23 protein-coding genes are annotated in these 20,292 nt (G+C 51.6%); all 23 read left to right on the top strand.

Going from position 1 to position 20,292, the window contains the following annotated elements; genetic code table 11:
- Nucleotides 1–3: 3 nt before the first annotated feature.
- Nucleotides 4–1,482 carry a stage IV sporulation protein A gene (spoIVA, locus tag JJQ72_RS13735; RefSeq protein ID WP_138225561.1) on the top strand — a complete coding sequence of 493 codons (1,479 nt, stop codon included), beginning with the start codon at nucleotides 4–6 and terminating at the stop codon, nucleotides 1,480–1,482.
- Nucleotides 1,483–1,713: 231 nt separating this feature from the next.
- Nucleotides 1,714–2,004: an HU family DNA-binding protein gene (locus tag JJQ72_RS13730; RefSeq protein WP_407669156.1), complete on the top strand. Its 291-nt coding sequence runs from the start codon at nucleotides 1,714–1,716 to the stop codon at nucleotides 2,002–2,004.
- Between the two features lie 84 nt (nucleotides 2,005–2,088).
- On the top strand, nucleotides 2,089–2,313 hold the full coding sequence (gene mtrB / locus JJQ72_RS13725) for a trp RNA-binding attenuation protein MtrB (RefSeq protein ID WP_138225563.1): 225 nt from the start codon (nucleotides 2,089–2,091) through the stop codon (nucleotides 2,311–2,313).
- Nucleotides 2,314–2,420: 107 nt separating this feature from the next.
- Entirely contained in the window at nucleotides 2,421–2,978 is a 558-nt protein-coding gene (locus JJQ72_RS13720) for a hypothetical protein (RefSeq protein ID WP_208204028.1), read from the top strand.
- 101 nt (nucleotides 2,979–3,079) lie between these two features.
- Entirely contained in the window at nucleotides 3,080–3,949 is an 870-nt protein-coding gene (locus JJQ72_RS13715) for a heptaprenyl diphosphate synthase component 1 (RefSeq protein WP_138225565.1), read from the top strand.
- A 10-nt stretch (nucleotides 3,950–3,959) separates the two neighbouring features.
- Nucleotides 3,960–4,721, top strand: coding sequence for a demethylmenaquinone methyltransferase (locus tag JJQ72_RS13710; RefSeq protein WP_208204027.1), 762 nt, complete (start codon nucleotides 3,960–3,962; stop codon nucleotides 4,719–4,721).
- Nucleotides 4,714–5,586 carry a UbiA-like polyprenyltransferase gene (locus JJQ72_RS13705; protein WP_208204026.1) on the top strand — a complete coding sequence of 291 codons (873 nt, stop codon included), beginning with the start codon at nucleotides 4,714–4,716 and terminating at the stop codon, nucleotides 5,584–5,586. Before JJQ72_RS13710 ends, JJQ72_RS13705 begins: the two co-directional genes overlap by 8 nt.
- A complete protein-coding gene (locus tag JJQ72_RS13700; protein ID WP_208204025.1) occupies nucleotides 5,583–6,200 on the top strand; it encodes a UbiX family flavin prenyltransferase in 618 nt (205 codons plus the stop codon). The genes JJQ72_RS13705 and JJQ72_RS13700 overlap by 4 nt, the downstream gene beginning before the upstream one ends.
- Nucleotides 6,187–7,050 carry a menaquinone biosynthetic enzyme MqnA/MqnD family protein gene (locus tag JJQ72_RS13695; protein ID WP_208204084.1) on the top strand — a complete coding sequence of 288 codons (864 nt, stop codon included), beginning with the start codon at nucleotides 6,187–6,189 and terminating at the stop codon, nucleotides 7,048–7,050. The genes JJQ72_RS13700 and JJQ72_RS13695 overlap by 14 nt, the downstream gene beginning before the upstream one ends.
- Nucleotides 7,047–8,021 carry a polyprenyl synthetase family protein gene (locus JJQ72_RS13690; protein ID WP_208204024.1) on the top strand — a complete coding sequence of 325 codons (975 nt, stop codon included), beginning with the start codon at nucleotides 7,047–7,049 and terminating at the stop codon, nucleotides 8,019–8,021. Before JJQ72_RS13695 ends, JJQ72_RS13690 begins: the two co-directional genes overlap by 4 nt.
- 84 nt (nucleotides 8,022–8,105) lie before the next feature.
- Nucleotides 8,106–8,549, top strand: a complete 444-nt coding sequence (gene ndk, locus JJQ72_RS13685) for a nucleoside-diphosphate kinase (protein WP_138225570.1) — start codon at nucleotides 8,106–8,108, stop codon at nucleotides 8,547–8,549.
- Between the two features lie 34 nt (nucleotides 8,550–8,583).
- Complete coding sequence (locus JJQ72_RS13680; RefSeq protein WP_208204023.1) at nucleotides 8,584–9,381, top strand: CheR family methyltransferase; 798 nt, start codon at nucleotides 8,584–8,586, stop codon at nucleotides 9,379–9,381.
- Between the two features lie 68 nt (nucleotides 9,382–9,449).
- Nucleotides 9,450–9,623, top strand: coding sequence for a hypothetical protein (locus JJQ72_RS13675; RefSeq protein ID WP_175415254.1), 174 nt, complete (start codon nucleotides 9,450–9,452; stop codon nucleotides 9,621–9,623).
- Between the two features lie 211 nt (nucleotides 9,624–9,834).
- Nucleotides 9,835–10,935, top strand: a complete 1,101-nt coding sequence (gene aroB / locus JJQ72_RS13670; RefSeq protein ID WP_208204022.1) for a 3-dehydroquinate synthase — start codon at nucleotides 9,835–9,837, stop codon at nucleotides 10,933–10,935.
- Nucleotides 10,935–11,312: a chorismate mutase gene (gene aroH, locus JJQ72_RS13665; protein WP_138227707.1), complete on the top strand. Its 378-nt coding sequence runs from the start codon at nucleotides 10,935–10,937 to the stop codon at nucleotides 11,310–11,312. The genes aroB and aroH overlap by 1 nt, the downstream gene beginning before the upstream one ends.
- A gap of 323 nt (nucleotides 11,313–11,635) precedes the next feature.
- Nucleotides 11,636–13,192 carry an anthranilate synthase component I gene (gene trpE, locus JJQ72_RS13660; protein WP_138225573.1) on the top strand — a complete coding sequence of 519 codons (1,557 nt, stop codon included), beginning with the start codon at nucleotides 11,636–11,638 and terminating at the stop codon, nucleotides 13,190–13,192.
- 24 nt (nucleotides 13,193–13,216) lie between these two features.
- Entirely contained in the window at nucleotides 13,217–14,257 is a 1,041-nt protein-coding gene (trpD, locus tag JJQ72_RS13655; RefSeq protein ID WP_208204021.1) for an anthranilate phosphoribosyltransferase, read from the top strand.
- A complete protein-coding gene (gene trpC, locus JJQ72_RS13650) occupies nucleotides 14,247–15,059 on the top strand; it encodes an indole-3-glycerol phosphate synthase TrpC (protein WP_208204020.1) in 813 nt (270 codons plus the stop codon). The genes trpD and trpC overlap by 11 nt, the downstream gene beginning before the upstream one ends.
- Nucleotides 15,056–15,730: a phosphoribosylanthranilate isomerase gene (locus JJQ72_RS13645; protein ID WP_208204019.1), complete on the top strand. Its 675-nt coding sequence runs from the start codon at nucleotides 15,056–15,058 to the stop codon at nucleotides 15,728–15,730. The genes trpC and JJQ72_RS13645 overlap by 4 nt, the downstream gene beginning before the upstream one ends.
- Nucleotides 15,727–16,923: a tryptophan synthase subunit beta gene (trpB, locus tag JJQ72_RS13640; protein WP_208204018.1), complete on the top strand. Its 1,197-nt coding sequence runs from the start codon at nucleotides 15,727–15,729 to the stop codon at nucleotides 16,921–16,923. Before JJQ72_RS13645 ends, trpB begins: the two co-directional genes overlap by 4 nt.
- Nucleotides 16,920–17,744, top strand: a complete 825-nt coding sequence (trpA, locus tag JJQ72_RS13635) for a tryptophan synthase subunit alpha (protein ID WP_138225578.1) — start codon at nucleotides 16,920–16,922, stop codon at nucleotides 17,742–17,744. Before trpB ends, trpA begins: the two co-directional genes overlap by 4 nt.
- A gap of 10 nt (nucleotides 17,745–17,754) precedes the next feature.
- Nucleotides 17,755–18,852, top strand: a complete 1,098-nt coding sequence (gene hisC, locus JJQ72_RS13630) for a histidinol-phosphate transaminase (RefSeq protein ID WP_208204017.1) — start codon at nucleotides 17,755–17,757, stop codon at nucleotides 18,850–18,852.
- Nucleotides 18,853–18,882: 30 nt separating this feature from the next.
- The gene (locus JJQ72_RS13625) at nucleotides 18,883–19,989 is read left to right on the top strand and encodes a prephenate dehydrogenase (protein WP_208204016.1); all 1,107 of its coding nucleotides are present in this window, start codon (nucleotides 18,883–18,885) and stop codon (nucleotides 19,987–19,989) included.
- Nucleotides 19,990–20,292 lie beyond the last annotated feature (303 nt).

The following is a 20,292-nucleotide window of genomic DNA, read 5'->3' as shown; positions in this document are numbered from 1 at the left end:
CTTTTGGAAAAAGTGGACATTTTCAAGGACATTGCCGAGCGAACAGGGGGGGACATATACCTGGGTGTCGTCGGTGCAGTCCGGACGGGAAAATCAACCTTCATCAAGCGGTTCATGGAAACGGTCGTGCTTCCGAACATTACGAATGAAGCGGATCGCGTACGGGCGGTCGATGAGCTGCCGCAAAGTGCAGCAGGAAAGACGATTATGACAACAGAGCCCAAGTTTGTACCGAACAATGCGGTACAGATCAAAGTGACAGAGGGCCTTGAGGTCAATGTCAGAATGGTAGACTGTGTCGGTTATGCCGTGGAAGGCGCGAAGGGCTACGAGGATGAAAATGGTCCGCGTATGATCTCGACGCCATGGTTCGAGGAGCCGATTCCATTCCAGGAGGCTGCCGAGATTGGAACGCGTAAGGTCATTCAGGAGCATTCGACACTGGGTGTCGTCATTACGACGGACGGCAGCATTGCTGAAATTCCGAGAAGCTCTTACGTCGACGCCGAGGAAAGAGTGATCGAGGAGCTGAAGGAAGTCGGCAAGCCTTTTGTGGTTGTCATTAACTCTACTCGCCCGAAGAGCGAGGAGGCACTGCAGCTGCGCAGCGAGCTGGCTGCCAAATATGATATTCCGGTCATGACCTTGAGCGCGGCAAGCATGAGTGAAGAGGACGTAACCGGCGTCCTTCGAGAGGTATTATATGAATTTCCGGTGCATGAAGTGAATGTGAATCTTCCGAGCTGGGTTATGGTGCTCAATGAGAACCACTGGCTTCGCAGCAACTATGAGAATTCGGTACGGGATACCGTCAAGGATATAAAAAGGCTGCGGGATGTCGACCGTGTTGTCGGTCAATTCATGGAATATGATTTCATTGACCAGGCCGGTCTGAGCGGTATGAATATGGGTCAGGGCGTTGCCGAAATCGACCTGTTCGCACCGGATGAGCTGTACGACCGGATTCTGATGGAGGTTGTCGGTGTTGAAATCCGGGGCAAGGACCATTTGCTGCAGCTGATGCAGGAGTTCTCCCATGCGAAGCGGGAATATGACCGGTTCGCCGAGGCACTCGAAATGGTGAAGACGACCGGCTACGGCATTGCAGCACCTTCACTGGCAGAGATGGCGCTTGATGAGCCGGAGCTGATCCGCCAAGGCACGAGATTCGGGGTTCGCCTGAAAGCGACAGCGCCGTCCATTCATATGATCCGTGTGGATGTGGAGTCTGAGTTCTCGCCAATTATCGGGACGGAGAAGCAGAGCGAAGAGCTGGTTCGCTATCTGATGCAGGATTTTGAGAACGACCCGATCAAGATTTGGGAGTCAGACATTTTTGGCCGCTCGCTGCATTCTATTGTCCGCGAAGGCATTCAGGGTAAGATTGCGATGATGCCGGACAATGCCCGCTACAAGCTCCAGGAAACACTGGGACGTATTATTAATGAAGGCTCCGGCGGCTTGATTGCGATCATTCTGTAGCCCTATGAAGAGTTTCTTAGCAACCAAAATCTGGCTAAATAAGCCGATTTGTGGTTGCTTTTTCTTATGAATGGATGATCTTGGACCTAAAAGTCTTGAAATTATGATTTGACTGTATTACTATAAATCTGTTCGCGCCAAAAGCATAAGTAATTTCATCGGGCGAAACGGCCAGAAATACGTATATTTTGCTTCAAATCGGAAACAGTGAATATCAAGTATGTACAGCTCTTGCAGGGAGGTGAAAGAATGAATAAATCAGATCTGGTCAATCAGGTGGTTGAAGCTACAGAGCTTTCCAAGAAGGATGCAACGAAAGCCGTAGACGCGGTATTTGATGCGATTTCCGAAGCTCTGCAAAATGGAGATAAGGTTCAGCTGGTTGGTTTTGGTAACTTTGAAGTGCGCGAGCGTTCCGCACGTAAAGGCCGCAACCCACAAACAGGTGAAGAAATCGAAATCCCTTCGAGCAAAATTCCTGCATTTAAACCTGGTAAAGCGCTCAAAGACGGAATTAAATAAAGATTTCTACATATTACCTACAAGAAAGGTCCGTGAATTTATTCACGGTCCTTTCTTTTAAAGGACAGGGGGCACAGAAGGTATATGGAGGATGCACGCAGCGGTGATTACTTTGTCGTCAAGGCGCTGGAAAGCGGTGTTCAGGTCATTGGCTTGACCCGGGGACAGGATACCCGTTTTCATCATACCGAGAAGCTCGATAAAGGTGAAATCATTATTGCTCAATTCACGGATCATACCTCGGCCGTAAAAATTCGGGGAAAAGCAGAAGTCATGACGAAGCACGGCAGAATGGAGTCTGGCAGCTGAAATTCAATAAAAAAGCAGGCATAGCCTGCTTTTTTATTTTGTACATATGAGGTATGACCGTGGTTAGGCAGGAGGACAATGAATAGAAAGAAAGGAGCGGCTGGCGTATGAAGCATAAGGGGATCGCGGCGGTCCTGCTGCCTGCTGTGGCAGGTGCAGTGCTGCTGTTAAGCATTTCAGGGATGCCGCTGCAGGCAGGGACCTCTGATGAAGCAGCTTCTGCTGTCTTTATGGCAGACCAGATGTCAAAACGAGAACTGACCGAGCTGAATATCGTGGATGAGCTGAATGCCTTGAAGCTGGCGGGACATCTGCAGCGTGCAGCGCTTCATGGGGCTGCGCTTTCGATCGATCTTCGGCTGGAGCAGGCGAAGCATTCCACCGTGATGGTGCATCGGCAGCTTCTGGAGCTGCTGAGCTATGCCTTCGAGCAGGTCGGCAACATTGAGCATGTCTATCTACGCTTTATAGCTGCAGATCCTTGGACAGGGAGACAGCAGCTGCTGCTGGCGGCTTCCGTGGACAGGAATCACTGGACAGAGGAGCTGCGTGAAGGTCTATCCCAGCAGAAGTCAGGAGCTTTTTCAGAACAGGCGACAGAGCAGCTGCATCTGACTCTGACAAATCTGTGGCTAAAGGCAGTTCAGCAGGACGCTCAGGGTTAAAATACAATATACAGGCATGTACGCCGCGACATGATGTGTTATAATAGATTAGATTGTAATCACAACGTGACTGTAGTACATCAAGTGCACGGAGGCTGAGAATGAAACCGTATCGCGTTCCCGCAATAGCCCAGAAATATTTGCAATATGACATGATTCAGAATCATACCGAGCTGCCGGAGTTTCCGGATGCCCGAGTTCATTTACTATACATATTTATGCAGAATCACGCTCTGCATCGCGGACCGGAACGCTCGGAAACAGCAGCACTCGCTGCTTCACTGGTTCAGATGGGTCTCGACACGCATGAAGGCATTGACACGGTCACGGAGGTCCGGAATGAGCAGGAGATGAGATCGAGGCAGCTGAAGGTGCTTGCGGGCGATTACTTTAGCAGCCTGTTCTACCAGCTGCTCTCAAGATCCGGTGACATACAAAGCATTGCACTTATGAGCCGTGCTGTCAGTGAAGTGAATGTGATGAAGATGAAGCTGTATAGTAAAATGAAGAGCATGCTCCTGACTTCAGAAGAATACCTGTCAAACATGGTACAGCTGAATATGCAGCTGTTTCTTTCTTTTACGCCGTTGCTGGATGCTTCGGCAGCAGGGACCTGGAGGCAGCTCCTGCAGGAATTCACACGCTGTGAGCTGCTGATGCGCGAAATGGATCGTTCCGCATCGCCGGAAGCAGGCAAGGAAGGCTACAGCTACTGGCTCGTTCTGGAGAATGGGCTGGAGGAAGACAAGAAGCTGCTGGCCCGCAAGGATTTGCAACTCAAGGATTGGAAGCAGCTGCTCTTGAAGCACAGATCTATGGATAAGCTGATGGACAAGCTGAGCCAGTCTCTGGAGAACATACAAGAAGCATGGCTGGCACTAGGAGAGAGCGGCGGCAATCAGATCAGAATGGCGTCACAGCCGTTCATGGAACGCTTGAATACCTGCCGCCGTGCCGTTAGAGAAGGGTAGGGAGCAGACGTTGGGAAATAACACATCCAGAACATCCGCCAATCAGCATCAGGGCGAAGAGCATCCGAAAGAGCAGTATGTTCACTCGGTATTTGAAAGCATTGCCGGCAAATATGATATGATGAATGATCTTCTCAGCTTCCGGCGGCATAAAGCGTGGCGCAAATTCACTATGAAGCAGATGAATGTGCAGCCGGGGAACACCGCCATTGATTTATGCTGTGGAACCTGTGACTGGACGATTAGCATGGCCCGTGCAAGTGAAACCGGACACATAGTCGGACTGGACTTTAGTGCAGGCATGCTGGGCGTGGGTCAGCAGAAGATTGATCGAAGCAGCCTGGACCGCCAGATTACGCTCGTTCAGGGGAATGCCATGAGCCTGCCTTATGATAGCAATTCATTTGATTACGCAACGATCGGCTTTGGTTTGAGAAATGTGCCAGACTATGTCCAGGTGCTGAAGGAAATGAAGCGAGTTGTGAAGCCGGGAGGCATGGTCGTGTGCCTGGAGCTGTCCAAGCCAACCTGGCAGCCATTTAAAGGACTATATTATTTTTATTTTCAGCAGATGCTGCCCATGATGGGTAAAGTGGTTGCAAAGCGGTATGAGCAGTACAAGTGGCTTCCAGAGTCCTTGAAGATGTTTCCGGGCCGGCAGGAGCTGGCTGGAGTCTTTACGGACATCGGGCTTACCAATGTCAAAGCCTTCCCCTTGACCGGTGGCATTGCTGCCTTACACCTGGGAATCAAGGAGAAGAAGGATGTTTAAGAAAATTGGCGTATATTTAGAAATGATTAAAGTAGAGCATACGTTGTTTGCTCTGCCCTTTGCATTCATGGGAGCTATTGCGGGTGCCGCCGCAGTGTTTGGCGATCTCCCGCCCTGGATGGATATCTGGTGGATTTTTCTTGCGATGTTCGGGGCCAGAAGCGCGGCCTTTGGCATTAACCGCCTTGCAGATCAGTATATTGATGCCAAGAATCCCAGAACGTCTCAGAGGGCTATTCCAGCCGGGCTGCTGAAGCCGCTGGAGGCGATTGTTTTTATTATCGTATCCTTTGCACTGTTTATCTGGGCTACGATTGAACTGGATCCTTTTGCGTTCCGCCTGCTGCCCATCGCCTTCTTCTTTCTGGTCATTTACTCCTTCACGAAGCGCTTCACCTGGCTCTGTCATGTCGTGCTTGGATTGACCACCGCCTTGGCTCCGTTAGGAGGCTGGGTTGCGGTAACCGGGCAGCTGGACTGGAGAGCGATGGTGTTCTATCTGGCGCTTGCCTTCTGGACCGCCGGCTTCGATGTCGTTTATGCTTGTCAGGATGAAGAGTTTGACAGCAAGGAAGGCTTATATTCCATTCCTTCCCGGTTTGGACTGCGCCGTGCGCTTTGGTTCGCTCGAGGCTTTCATGTGATTACTGCTGCAGGATTGCTTCTGCTCTGGATCATCACGCCGCTGGGCGGGTGGTATTTAGCAGGAGCGCTGATCGCCTGCGGTATCTTGTTCTATCAGCACTACATTCTATCACCGAACGATATGAGCAGGCTGCAAACGGCCTTTTTTACGATGAATATTGCTCTAAGCATGATTATGTTCGTATTTACCTTAATCGACTCGGTGGTGAAATACGTATGACGGACAACCGGAAGCGAAGCTGGGTTGTAGGCATTACAGGGGCCAGCGGCTCCATTTACGGAGTTCGGCTTATCCAGGTTCTTTTATCTATGGACATGGATGTGCATCTGGTGATTTCGAATGCCGGGTGGCGTGTGCTGAAGGAGGAGCTGGGGTGGCAGGGAACTCACCGTGAGGATCTGCTGCAGCAGCACTTCGGGGCGTACGCCGGGAGCTATACGTATCACGCCATCGGTGATATCGGAGCAGGCATTGCCAGCGGCTCTTATCTGGTGGAAGGGATGATCATCATGCCGTGCTCCATGGGCACGCTGTCCTCTGTCGCGCATGGCGCTTCTGATAATCTGATGGCTCGGGCTGCAGATGTGATGCTGAAGGAAGGGCGTCCGCTTCTGCTCGTGCCAAGAGAAACTCCGCTGCACGCAATCCATCTCGAAAATATGCTGACACTGTCAAGACTGGGCGTCAAGATCATACCGGCTATGCCAGCGTTCTATTTCCATCCTCAGACTCTGGAGGACCTTGTAGATTTTCTTGTAGGTAAAGTGCTGGACAGCGTCGGGATCCAGCATGAACTATTTACAAGATGGGGTGACCACGATGTCCAGGCCTGACGGAAAAACGGTGATCGGCAAGATCAGCTATACGAATGCATGGCCGCTGTTCCATTATGCAGATCCCGGCAGGCTTCCCTTTCCAGCGGAGCTGCTCACGGCTGTTCCCGCGGTGCTGAATCAAGGTATGCAGCAGGGAAGCATTCATATCGGCGCGCTATCCTCATTCGCATATGGACAAGCGGCAGACAAGCTGCTGCTGCTCCCGGATCTGTCTGTCAGCTCGGACGGGGACGTCAAGTCAATTTTGTTGTTCTCTCAAAAGCCCTTATCCCAGCTGGTTCACTCCCGGATCGCTTTGACGAACACGTCGGCGACATCGGTTAATCTGCTGAAGATCCTAATGAAAAAATCACTCAACGGCTCTCCCGAATTTATGACCATGGAGCCGGATCTGGACCTGATGATGGCATCAGCGGACGGTGCTCTGCTCATTGGAGATCATGCGATCAAGGCCTCCTGGAGCAACCATAAATATCATGTAACTGACCTGGGACGCTGGTGGAAGGAGTATACGGGCTGCAGTATGACCTATGCTGTCTGGGCCGTAAACCGGGCTGCTGTTCAGCAGTCACCGGGCAGAATGAAGGCGATTATGGAGATGTTTCAGGCTAGCAAGTTAAAGGGTCTGAGTGAGCTTCAGCCTATTATTGATGAAGCCAGAGCCGTGATCGGCGGTTCTCAAGAATACTGGCAGACCTACTTCAGCAATCTGGAGTATGATTTGGATGACGGCAAGCAGCAAGGCCTTCAGCTGTATTTCAAATATGCGCATGAGCTGGGTCTGCTGCCGTCCCGGGTATATCCCGAGATTTGGAATGACAAATTCGTAGTGCAGGTGAAGGAATGAAACGACTGGACATTTTTGGAGCCTTAAAGAAGGACATGGATCTCATTGAGAAGGAGCTTTACCGGAGCATTGAGGGCGGCGATTCGGAGCTGGTCGAAACGTCGCTACATCTGCTGAAGGCTGGCGGCAAACGATTGCGTCCTGTCTTTGTGCTTATGGGCGGCAAATTCGGAAATTACGATATTGAGAAGCTCAAGCATATTGCCGTTCCGTTAGAGCTGATTCATAGTGCTTCTCTGGTGCATGACGATGTTATCGATAATGCCGACATGAGGCGGGGGAAGCCGACGGTCAAGGCCAAGTGGGACAATCGAATCGCGATGTACACCGGAGATTACATATATGGAAAAGCCCTGGAAATGACGACAGCTCTATCTAATCCGGAAATTCACCAGATTCTGTCCAAGGCTATGGTCGAAATGACGATCGGAGAAATGGAGCAAATCCGGGATTTCTTTAATGTGGAGCAGGATGTCAGGCGATATCTGCTGCGCATTCGCAGAAAAACCTCGCTCCTGATTGCCGTTAGCTGTCAGCTTGGAGCCCTGGCTGCAGATGCCGACCGGCAAAAGGCTGCAGCGATGTACCGATTCGGGTACAACGTCGGCATGGCTTTTCAAATTCAGGATGATCTGCTCGACGTCTGCGGCACTGAGAAACAGATCGGCAAGCCGCCGGGCAGCGACATCCGTCAAGGTAATATTTCACTGCCGGTCATCTTCGCTCTGCAGGATGCCAGGACGCGGGAGCCGCTGCTGCAGGAAATTGAACAGATTCACAAGCAAGACGGACAAGGGGACGTCAGTACGGCGATTTCTCTCATCCGCGGGAGCCAAGGAATCCAGCAATCCGAGGAGCTTGCGAGCCGGTACATTGCCAAGGCGATTCAAGCTCTGGACCATCTTCCGGATATCCGTACCAAAAAACATTTAAAAGATATTGCACATTTTGTAACCAAGCGTTCATACTAGACTTAATTTCGTACATTGCCCTATCTTGAAATTTACGTTAGAACCGTAGTGCATCACAAATTACATTGGAGAGTGATGAGAACCATGGAACGTACTTTTTTAATGGTCAAGCCGGATGGTGTTCAGCGGGGTCTGATTGGCCGCATCGTGAGCCGTCTGGAGGATAAAGGCTTTAAGCTGGTTGCTGGCAAATTCGTGCAGGTAACAGAGAAACAGGCCAAAAAGCATTATGCGGAGCACGAAGGTAAGGATTTCTTCCCGAATCTCGTTTCCTTTATTACGTCGGGACCTGTCTTTGCGATGGTGTGGGAAGGCGATAACATTATCGAGCTGTCCCGAATAGTCATCGGAAAAACCAATGTGACAGAGGCCCAGCCGGGAACGATTCGCGGTGACTTCGCCTGTCATACCCCCCGTAATCTGATCCACGGGTCAGATTCTCCTGCAAGCGCGGAACGCGAGATCGGTAACTTTTTTGACAGCCAGGAGATCGTGGATTATGACAAGAGCATGAGCCGCTGGAGTTAAGCACGTCATTCTGGGACAGGGAAGGTAAGAATCCATGCAATGTGAGCAGATCGGACAGGATCCGGATTACTCCGGCTTTATCCTGAATATTGAGCGCAGCACGGGAATCAATCTGGCAGAATATAAAGAAACCCAGATGAAGCGCAGACTGACTACCCTGCGGATGAAGAACGGGTACTCATCGTTTGCGGCTTTTTACGAAGCGATGATGAACGACAAGCTGCTGTTTCAGGAGTTTCTGGATCGAATGACGATCAACGTATCGGAATTCTGGCGGAATCCAAATCGGTGGGAAGTGCTTCGCACCAAGGTGCTGCCGGAGATGAAGCCATCCGGCCGACTCAAGGTATGGAGTGCCGCCTGCTCTACCGGGGAGGAGCCGTACACGCTGGCTATGATTCTCTCAGAAGAGAGGCTGCTTTCTGGCAGCACGATTCTGGCCAGTGATCTGGATGAAGGCGCATTGGCACGTGCGCAAGAGGGCTTGTATGTGGAAAGGTCATTAAAGGACGTGCCGCGTGAGATTGCTTCCCGTTATTTTAAGGAAGAAGGACCGGTATTCCGTGTTGATCCCCAGCTGAAGAAGGGAATTCGGTTTCAGAAGCAGAACCTGCTTACAGACCGATTTGAAACCGGATTTGATCTGATCGTGTGCCGCAATGTGATGATTTATTTCACTGAAGAGGCAAAGCACAAGCTCTATCACAAGTTTGCTGCCAGCCTGCGGCCTGGCGGTGTGCTGTTTGTAGGCAGCACGGAGCAGATATTTAACCCGGGGCAGTACGGGTTAGAGACCGCAGAAACGTTCTTCTACCGCAAAATCCAATCGTAAATACCTGCATAATTTGTAGCTGTGCCATCCATACTATGCCAATGAAGCCAGAGTCTGGAGGTTGAGGTATGGATAAACGCAAGGTCATTGATGCTTACCGCCAAGGGCTGTTCAGCATACAGGAATGTGCGCAGCTGCTCGGCGTGGACAAGCTTCAATTATCTGCTGTCTTGTCATCGGCAGAGGGTAATACGGCGCCGATGCATCGGGAGCCAAGCCGTCTGTATAGTAAAGTCAAGTGAGGCCCGCTCGAAGAGCTGCTTTCCTGGATTTAATGAATCTGGGGGAGGGCTCTTTTTTGTGTTTTCAGGTTCAGTCAGAAACCTGATTACAGGACACAGAAAGGGTAGTTACATGGTCATCTATTCTTGTCAAAGCATGCCTGCTGTACTATAATGGTCTGACAAGGATTTTAGCGGTTTACAGTCCTAAAACTTTAAGGGGCGAACGTTCATGAAAACACTTCAAGTCCATTTAGGAGAACGATCCTACCCGATTTATATTGGACGGGATTTATTAAGCAAGGCAGGAACCTATTGTGAAGAGCGGGGAATCAGTCGTAAGAGCCGGCATCTCATCGTTACCGATGAAAGCGTGGCCCCTCATTATCTGGAGCGGGTTCAGAGCAGTTTGGCGGAAGCAGGTTATGATGCAGCAGTACATATTGTTCCAGCAGGTGAAGGCTCAAAGTCATTAAAGGTTTACGAAGAAGTCATGACGACGGCGATATCTTCCCGTTTGGATCGAAGCTCGGCCGTTTTTGCACTGGGCGGTGGGGTCGTGGGAGATCTTGCTGGCTTTGTGGCAGCCTCATATATGCGGGGCATTACTTTTGTACAAATTCCGACGACCATTCTTGCGCATGACAGCAGCGTTGGTGGGAAGGTGGCGGTGAACCATCCTCTGGCCAAAAATATGATCGGGGCTTTTCATCAGCCCGTCATGGTGCTTTATGATGTAGATACGCTGACTACGCTGCCTCCCCGCGAAGTATCAGCGGGGCTGGCCGAAATGGTGAAGCACGGCCTGATTCTGGATCGGGATTTTGCATACTGGTGCTTGGAGCACGCCGATGATTTACTGGCCCTGGATGCGGATACCTTAACGTATGGTTTGGAGCGCGGCTGTGCCATTAAGGCTGAGGTCGTATCCTCAGATGAGCGGGAAAGCGGATGGAGAGCGGTTCTTAATCTGGGACATACCATCGGCCATGCTGTTGAGGCTGTCGGCGGATATGGACGTTTTCTGCACGGGGAAGCCATCGCAATCGGGATGGCAGGCTCCGCGATGCTCGCTGAGGAGCTGGGAAGAAGCGGCCTGTACGATGAAACGGTGAAGATGCTGCAAGCGATACAGCTGCCGGTGACATTGCCTGGGGATGTTTCCGTCGATGAAGTCATGGAAGCCATGCAGCACGACAAGAAATTTTCAGAAGGACAAATGGTATTTATTGTGCCGGAAGAAATCGGTCGTGTCAGCATCGTCAAGGATGTGCCTGTGACCGTAGTACGCAGCGTTGTGGAACGTTTACAGAAAGAGGGGATCAAGGGATGATGATGAATCGCGGCATTCGCGGTGCCACTACGGTATCCGGTAATAACGAGCAGGAAATTTTGAATGAAACGATTGTGTTGCTTCAGGAGATCATTTCGAGCAATGATCTTGAACCGGAATTTATCAGCAATATTTGGATCACCATGACACAGGATCTGAATGCAGCCTTTCCGGCAAAGGCTATTCGCAACCTGGACGGCTGGGAGCTCGTTCCATTGATGTGTTCTGTGGAGATACCGGTTGAGGGCAGCCTTCCGCGCTGCATACGCCTCATGGTTCAGGTCAATACTGAAAAAAGCCAGCAGGACATCAAGCATGTCTATCTCAATGAAGCCAAGCGCCTGCGGCCGGATCTGTCATCGACGGCTTCCTCATAGAAATCAGGGTTGCACGGAAAAGCACTTATCATGTATAATCAAGGGCAGATGAGCAGAGTAGAGTGTAGCTGAGTATAGTTGAGCAGAGATGAGACTGATTGATAGCATCCGGCATATGAGATGTTTGTTTTCGTTATATCCTGACGTAGCGTGATATGGGCTGATGAAACCGCCAATATTCATGATGTTAATGTCCAGGAGAATATCAGGAAACCTCATATGTGCTCTTTATATACTCTGAATTTGTGACCTCTACCCTTGGTAGGGGTCTTTTTGGCTTTTTAAGATAAACATTTCAAAGCAATTTTAAGGAGGAAGAGAGCATGGCGAGTCCATCTGTAGAGCAGGTCATCAGCCTGGCAGGACGGTATAACCTGATTCCCGTAGCGGTACGTTTGCTGGCCGACATGGAAACCCCGATCCGATTATTCCAGCGTTACGCCGAGCGTGAAAGAGCGTTTCTGCTGGAAAGTGTGGAGGGCGGCGTGCAATGGGCGCGTTATTCCTTTATCGGTACGGATCCCTTCCTGATGATTAAAGGCAAGAACGGCACCATTGAGGTGGAGGTGGACGGCGAGCGCAAACAGCTGAACGGCAAGCCCGTGGAGGAGCTGAAGGCCTTGCTGAGAGGATATCGAAGCCCGCAGCTAGAGGAGATGCCTCCTTTTACAGGCGGCGCGATTGGCTTTTTCGGGTATGATTTGCTGCAATATTATGAAAATCTGCCGGCGCATGCGCTGGACGATCTGGGAATGGACGATATTCGTTTTATGTTCTGCGACCAGATTATCGTGTTCGACCATATCAAGCAGCACATTCTGCTTCTGGGTAATGTCCATATTAAGGAAGGAGACACCGATGAGGAGATTCGGCGATCCTATCATGAGGTGTGCAGCAGGCTTGAAGCGACAGCGGGACAGCTGCAGGAGCAGGGACCTCGTGAGAATGTGAACGCCAGAGGCATTCCGGTTAACCTGGAGCCGAAGGACATTCAGTCCAACATGACCAAGGAGCAATATATCGCAAATGTGGAAAAGGCGAAGGAATATATTCGCGCCGGTGATATTTTTCAAGTTGTGCTATCCCAGCGCTTTCATATTGATACCGAGGTTTCCCCGCTCCATGTTTACCGGGTGCTTCGGACAGTGAATCCATCACCCTATATGTACTACTTGAAAATGGATGAAGAAATTATAGTAGGAACGTCGCCGGAGGCGCTCGTCAAAGTAGACGGCGGCCGGCTCGAAACCCGGCCTATTGCCGGTACCCGGCCGAGGGGAGCCGATGAGGCTGCGGACAAAGCATTGGCAGAGGATCTCCTGCAGGATGAGAAGGAGCGCGCCGAGCATCTCATGCTGGTGGATTTAGGAAGAAATGATTTGGGGCGTGTCAGTGAATTCGGTACCGTGAAATGTGAGTCCTTTATGGAGATTGAACGGTATTCCCATGTCATGCACATCGTCTCCAGCGTGACGGGCAAGCTGCGAGAGGATAAGGACTTTTTTGATGCATTTCTGTCCTGTCTTCCGGCGGGTACCGTCTCCGGTGCGCCGAAGCTGCGAGCTATGGAAATTATCGCAGAGCTGGAGAGGGAGGCCAGAGGAGCGTACGCGGGAGCGATTGGTTATTTAGGCTTCGCCGGCAACATGGATTCCTGTATCACCATCCGCACAATTATTTTCCGCAAAGGCAAGGCCTATGTTCAGGCGGGAGCGGGCATCGTCTGGGATTCGGTGCCAGAGAAGGAATACGAGGAAACGGTAAACAAGGCGAAGGGGATGCTGAAGGCGATCCGGGTAGCAGAGGAGATGTTTCCGCCGGAGCCGAAGCCTGATCATGTGACGAATCAGGATTATTTTTTCGAATATAACCCTAAATGAATAGAGAAGAAGGAGGAGATCGGTGTGGGCAATGCGGATGGTATTCTTAAAGGTCTGTCCAAGATCGTGGAAGGACAGCATCTAAGCCGGGAAGAAGCAAGACAGATTATGCAGAGCATTATGGAAGGAGAAGCTGCGCCGTCACAAATTGGCGGCCTCTTGACAGCATTGCGGATGAAAGGTGAAACGGTGGAGGAAATTACCGGCTTCGCAGAAGCGATGCGGGGATCGGGTGGACGCGTGCGGACAGAACGTACACAGCTCCTTGATACTTGCGGCACCGGAGGATCCGGAATTCACAAGTTTAACATTTCAACCGTTTCGGCGATCATCTCATCCTCCGTCTCCGTTCGTGTCGCGAAGCATGGTAATCGCTCGGCCTCCGGCCGTGCTGGAAGTGCGGATGTGCTGGAAGCGCTTGGGGTCAACATTCATCTGAATGCCGAGCAGGCCTCCCGCTGCCTGGAGGATATAGGCATCTGCTTTTTGTTTGCGCAAATCTATCATCCTTCAATGAAGCATGCTGCAGGCCCGCGCAAAGAGCTGGGGATTCGCACCGTATTCAACATGCTGGGGCCGCTGACCAATCCGGCGGGAGCAGACCGGCAGCTTCTGGGCATTTATGATATTCATAAAACAGAAACGATCGCGCAGGTGCTTAAAGAGCTGGGGCTAAAGCGCGCTATGGTGGTCACCAGTCATGACGGCCTGGACGAGATCAGCGTTTCTGCACCGACCCGGGTCAGTGAGCTTCGCGGCGGTGAAATATCTACATTTAATATTGAGCCTGAGGAATTAGGACTTCGCCGCCATCCTATGCAGGCGGTCATTGGCGGGGATGCTAAGGAGAATGCGAGTATCATTCGCGGTGTTCTTCAGGGTGAACAGAATGCCTACCGTGACATCGTTCTAGCCAATGCCGGAGCCTGTATTTATGTGTCCGGTCTCGCGGAGACTCTGGCAGAGGGTGTAGGCCAGGCCGCGCAGGCGATCGATTCAGGTGCGGCCCAGAACAAGCTGGAGCAATTAATTGCCAAAACGGAGGAACTGACCTATGTATCTTGATCGTATCGTCGCAACGAAGAAAGAGGAGCTGGCGGAGCTGTATCGCGGATTTGATCTGAATCATGTGCGGGAGCAGATTCAAGGACTGCCAGACACGCTGGGCTTTGCAAACAAGCTGCTGCATTCCCGAAGCCGGGATATGGGTCTGATTGCCGAAGTGAAGAAGGCCTCGCCTTCCAAGGGACTCATTCGTCCAAATTTCGATCCCGTATCGATAGCCAAGTCTTATGAAGAGGCCGGTGCGGATTGCTTGTCAGTACTGACCGACGTGCACTACTTTCAAGGCAGCGCCGCTTATTTGCAGCAGGTAAGGCAGGCTGTTGGCCTGCCGCTGCTGCGCAAGGACTTCGTTATAGACGAGGCACAGATCTACGAAGCCCGCTTGCTTGGAGCGGATGCGGTCCTGTTAATTGCAGCGATTCTTACACCGTCCCAGCTGGAGCATTTTATGGGTGTGGCCGGCTCGATCGGCTTGGACTGCTTGGTCGAGGTGCACGACCAGGAGGAGCTCAGCATTGCGCTGAAGCTGGAAGGCCTCTCCCTGGTAGGAGTCAATAACCGCAACCTGAAGACGTTTGAGACCTCGCTGTCGATCACGAAGGAGCTTAGTGCTCTGATTCCGTCCGGTATTGCCTTGATCAGCGAGAGCGGCATTAGTAAAAAAGAAGACATTCAGTATCTATCAGCTGCAGGCGCACAAGGTGTACTTATCGGAGAGCATTTCATGCGGCAGCCCGATGTTTCTGCCGCTGTCACCGAGCTGATGGGCCCTGTTACACTCAAAAGTGAGGGGCTCGCATGAGCGCTCCCCTTCTAAAAATCTGTGGACTTCAGAACGTTGAAGTGCTAAAATCGATGATAAACTTACCCGTGGATTTGATCGGTTTTGTATTTGCAAGAAGTAAACGCCAGGTTACAGCAGAGCGGGCCAAAGAGCTTGCCGAGCTGCTCCGTCAGTGGGATCAGACCGATCAGCCTGCCGCAGCCGGGGTCTTTGTCAACCCTTCCATGGAGGAGCTGCGGGAGGTGCTTGCCCATGTCCCGCTGGAGGTTGTGCAGCTACATGGACAGGAAACCTCGCAGTTCTGCCGGGAAGTGAAAGAGAGCTTCCCGGTTTCTGTTTATAAAGCTGTTTCGGTACGCAGCGGGGACGCCAGGAAAGACCATCTTCAGGAGCTGGCGAGCTATGCCGGAAGCATTGACGCCCTGCTGCTGGATACGTATGATCCGGAATACGGCGGCGGCTCCGGCCAGACGTTTGATTGGGAGTCCATTCCTGAATATCAGCAGTGGACACGCCGCCATGGCATCCCGCTGTTTGTAGCAGGCGGCCTGAACGCAGACAATGTTCGAGATTTAATGCTCCAGTTTCAGCCCGACGGGGTAGACGTCTCCAGCGGAGTCGAAAGCGCCCCGGGTGTGAAGGATATAGCAAAAGTGAACGCATTTGTGGAAAGGGTGAAATCCATATGATACAGCTTCCCGATATACATGGACGTTTCGGTGATTTTGGAGGCCGCTTCGTCCCTGAAACATTAATGAACGCCTTGATCGAACTAGAGCAGGAATATAAGCGGTACGAGAATGATCCGGAATTCAAAGCGGAGATCGCTTATTTGTTGAAGCAATATTCTGGCAGAGAGACACCGCTTTATTATGCGGAGCGTCTCAGCAAGCATCTGGGATCAGCCAAGATTTATTTAAAGCGTGAGGATTTGAATCATACCGGTGCCCATAAAATTAACAATGCGATTGCCCAAGGGGTACTGGCCAAGCGCATGGGCAAGAACAAGGTTATCGCTGAAACCGGCGCCGGCCAGCATGGTGTGGCCACGGCCACAGTGGCCGCCTTGCTGGGGCTGGAGTGCAAAGTGTTTATGGGCGAAGAGGATACTAAACGTCAGCAGCTGAATGTATTCCGCATGAAAATGCTGGGAGCAGAGGTTGTACCGGTCACCTCAGGCAGCCGGACACTGAAGGATGCCGGGAACGAAGCGCTGCGCTACTGGGTCAGTCACGTTGAGGATACCTTTTATTGCCTCGGCTCGGCGGTTGGCCCTCATCCGTATCCAATGATGGTTCGGAATTTCCAGCGCATTATCGGCGATGAGACCCGCAAGCAGATGTTAGAGATGGAAGGTCGTCTGCCGGATCGCATCTTTGCACCTATTGGTGGCGGAAGCAATGCCATCGGCATGTTCTATCCGTTTCTGGAGGATGCTGAGGTCCAGCTTTTTGGTGTAGAGGCGGCTGGTAAAGGGGTAGAAACCGATCGGCATGCGGCTACAATGAGCAAGGGAACCAAGGGTGTATTTCAGGGCTCGATGAGTTACCTGCTTCAGGACGATTATGGCCAGGTGAAGGAAGCTCATTCCATTTCTGCCGGTCTGGATTACCCAGGCGTAGGTCCGGAGCATTCCTATCTGAAGGATATTGAGCGGGTCCAGTACGTACCGATCACGGATCGGGAGGCGCTGGAGGCTCTGCAGCTGCTGTGCCGGACGGAGGGGATAATCCCTGCGCTGGAGTCGGCGCATGCAGTAGCTCAAGTGGCGAAGATGGCTGCGGATTGGACCGAGGAGGATATTATCGTCATTTGCCTGTCCGGACGGGGAGACAAGGACGTAGAGTCCATTATGGCATACACGGGAGGTAACACCCTATGAACCGGATGGATGAAGCATTTAAAAAAATAAGGGCGGCTGGTGAAACGGCACTGATTCCGTTCATTACCGTTGGTGATCCTAATCCGGCAGTCACGCTGGATATCATTTCCGAGATTGAGGCAGCGGGTGCCGATATTGTGGAGCTGGGAGTGCCTTATTCCGATCCTTTAGCGGACGGACCTGTCATTCAGCGCGCTTCGGAGCGTGCACTGCGCAGCTTCGTTACGATTCGGACCTGTATGGAAACCGCGCTGCAGGCAAGACAAGCGGGCAGCAAGCTGCCATTTGTTTTGTTTACGTATTATAATCCCGTGCTCCAAATGGGACTAGATACTTTTATACAAGAGGTTGTGACTCACGATATTAGCGGATTCATTATTCCGGATTTGCCCATTGAAGAATCTGAGAAGATTCGCAGCAAGGCGAAGGCGGCAGGAGTTCATCTGATCCCGTTAGTCGCTCCAACCTCTCATGAGCGGATCGAGAATATTGTCCGTGATGCCAGCGGCTTTGTGTATTGTGTATCCTCGCTGGGCGTAACAGGTGAGCGGACGGATTTCTACAGTGGCATTGAGCCTTTCCTGAATACGGTCAAGCAGCTGACAGACATTCCGGTAGCCATCGGCTTCGGGATTTCAAGCCGCGAGCAGGTTGCCCGCTTTTCCGAGATTTGCGATGGTGTCGTCGTGGGCAGTGCTATTGTGCGACAGATCGAAGCCGCAATTCCCCTGCTCGAGAAGGCAGAGACCAAAGCGCAGGGGCTGCAGCAAATCCGGGAGTTTGTATCTCAGTTAAAAGGCAGTAAAGTACACGAAGGGTGAGTGAATGAATATGAAGCCTAAATCAAACATAGTCAATCTGCCGGTCTACCAGCCGGGTAAGCCGATTGAAGAGGTGAAGCGCGAGCTGGGACTGGACGAAGTCATCAAGCTGGCCTCTAACGAAAATCCATATGGCTGCTCACCGAAAGCGAAAGAAGCGATCATTGCTGAGTTATCCAATGTCAGTGTGTATCCGGACGGCGGCGCAGCGGAGCTGACCACAGCGTTATCGGAATATCTTGGGGTTGCCAAATCCTCGTTGATTTTTGGCTGCGGCTCGGATGAAGTTATCGCGCTCATTACCCGGGCATTTCTCGTTCCCGGTGATGAGACCATTATGGCCGACCAGACGTTCTCGGTATATAAGAGCAATGCCGACATTGAAGGTGCACTCAGCATTGAAGTGCCGCTGAAGAATGGTGTTCACGATCTGGATGGCATGCTGGCCGCCGTCACGGACAAGACCAAGATTATCTGGGTGTGTAACCCGAACAATCCGACCGGAACCATTGTGGCAGAACGTGACCTGATCTCATTTATGGACGCGGTGCCGTCCAGTGTTATGGTTGTGCTGGACGAAGCTTATTATGAGTTTGTAACAGATGAGAGCTATCCACAGGGCGTTCCGCTGATGGAGAAATACAGCAATCTGGTGATTCTTCGCACCTTCTCCAAGATTTACGGCTTGGCCTCCCTGCGTATCGGGTATGGGATTGCTCAGCCGGAGGTCATAACGCTGATCAACCAGGTGCGGGAGCCGTTTAATACGAATCGTTCGGCGCAGGCTGCAGCGAAAGCAGCGATTGGAGATCAGGGCTTTATTGAGGAATGCTGCAGGCTGAATGCAGAAGGACGGGACTTTTTGCAACAAGAATTTGACCGTCTCGGCTTGAGCTATTTCCCGTCACAAGGCAATTTTGTAATGGTTGATGTCAAGACCTCGGGCAAAGATGTGTTCGACAAGCTGCTGAGACAAGGGATTATCGTACGTCCCGGCTTTGCACATTACCCGACATATATCCGGGTCAGTGTGGGAACACCGGAGCAAAATCAGGCATTTGCCTCCGTCCTGGAAGAAGTGCTGCGCGAGATCCAAGCACCTGCCTAGACTGTAACTTTGAAAGTAGTGAAGCTGAAGATGTCCAATGATCAAGACATAAATATTTCAATATTCGGTGTTGGCCTGATCGGCGGCTCGCTTGCCATGTGCTTCAAAGGAAAGCCTGGCCTTACGGTGACAGGCTTTAGCCATGATGAGAGCTATGCCGAGCAGGTTGCTGCCAGAGGCGTCGTTGACAAGGTGACGCTATCCATAGAGGAAGCGGCTCAGGATGCCGATTATATTTTTCTATGTGTCCCGGTGGGCCGCCTCGAGGAGTATGTTACCCGACTAAGCCAGATGGCCCTGAAGCCGGGATGTATTATTACCGATGTAGGCAGTACGAAATCCAGCATTGCCGATTGTGCACGGAGATTGCAATTTCAAGAGGCCTGCTTTATTGGGGGACATCCCATGGCCGGCTCGGAAAGGGCTGGCGTGGGTGCCGCCTCTTCCTTGCTGTTCGAGAATGCCTATTACGTGCTGACGCCGCCTCCGGAAACGCCGGAGGATCAGGTTCGCTCTCTTGCCGATCTGCTCTCCCATACCCGGGCTCATGTCGTACAGGTCGATCCGGAGCAGCATGATCAGATTGTAGGCGCCATCAGCCATCTTCCTCATATTATTGCGGTGGCCCTGGTCAACCAGATTAGTCAGTACAATGACAGCAATCCACTTTACCAGCTGCTTGCGGCTGGAGGGTTTAGAGATGTGACCCGCATTGCGGCCAGCGATCCTGTGGTATGGAGAGACATTCTGGTCAATAACCGAAAGGTGCTGCTGCCGCTTCTGCAGGACTGGAATCAGGAAATACAGAAGTTTGTGTCTATGCTGGAGCGGGGGGATGGAGTCGGCATTCAGGATGCCTTTCAGAAAGCCGGCGCCTTCCGCAATGAGCTGCCGGAACGCAGAAAAGGCATGATCGTCTCCCGGTACGACATTTATCTGGATGTTCCCGATCATCCCGGCATCATTGCAAAGATTACTTCCGAGCTCGGACATAATCAGGTTAACCTCAGTAACATCCAGATTATTGAGAGTCGGGAGGACGTCCCCGGGGTTATGCGGCTGTCCTTCCGCAATGTAAAAGAGCAGGAAAAGGCCATGGAGCTGCTGCAATCCAAAGGCTACACCGTATACTTATAGACACGTTTGAAGAGCGGAAACAAATTTTTCCGCTTTAGTGTTGACAAAATGAAAACGTATACATATAATAAAAGTACAGTATGGTTTCTCTCCACTCCTATCCAATAACTGTGTTGTTCTTCATGAACAACGGCCGCGAATCTTTCGCGGCCTCTTTTTTTTGTCTGGCGTGCCCAGAAGCACGCATCTTCTAGCCGGTGAAAGTCCGGTCGCGGGAGGGGCCAAGCCCCCGCGTAGCTAGGATACCTGCGTACGGCGAAATCTGTGCGTAGAAGCGTATCGACGAAAGTACCTGTCGGAGAC

Origin of the sequence: Paenibacillus sp. F411 (genome assembly GCF_017582705.1) — a bacterium.
Taxonomy (GTDB): domain Bacteria; phylum Bacillota; class Bacilli; order Paenibacillales; family Paenibacillaceae; genus Paenibacillus_AQ; species Paenibacillus_AQ algicola.
This window is presented reverse-complemented; position numbering and strand designations above follow the sequence as displayed.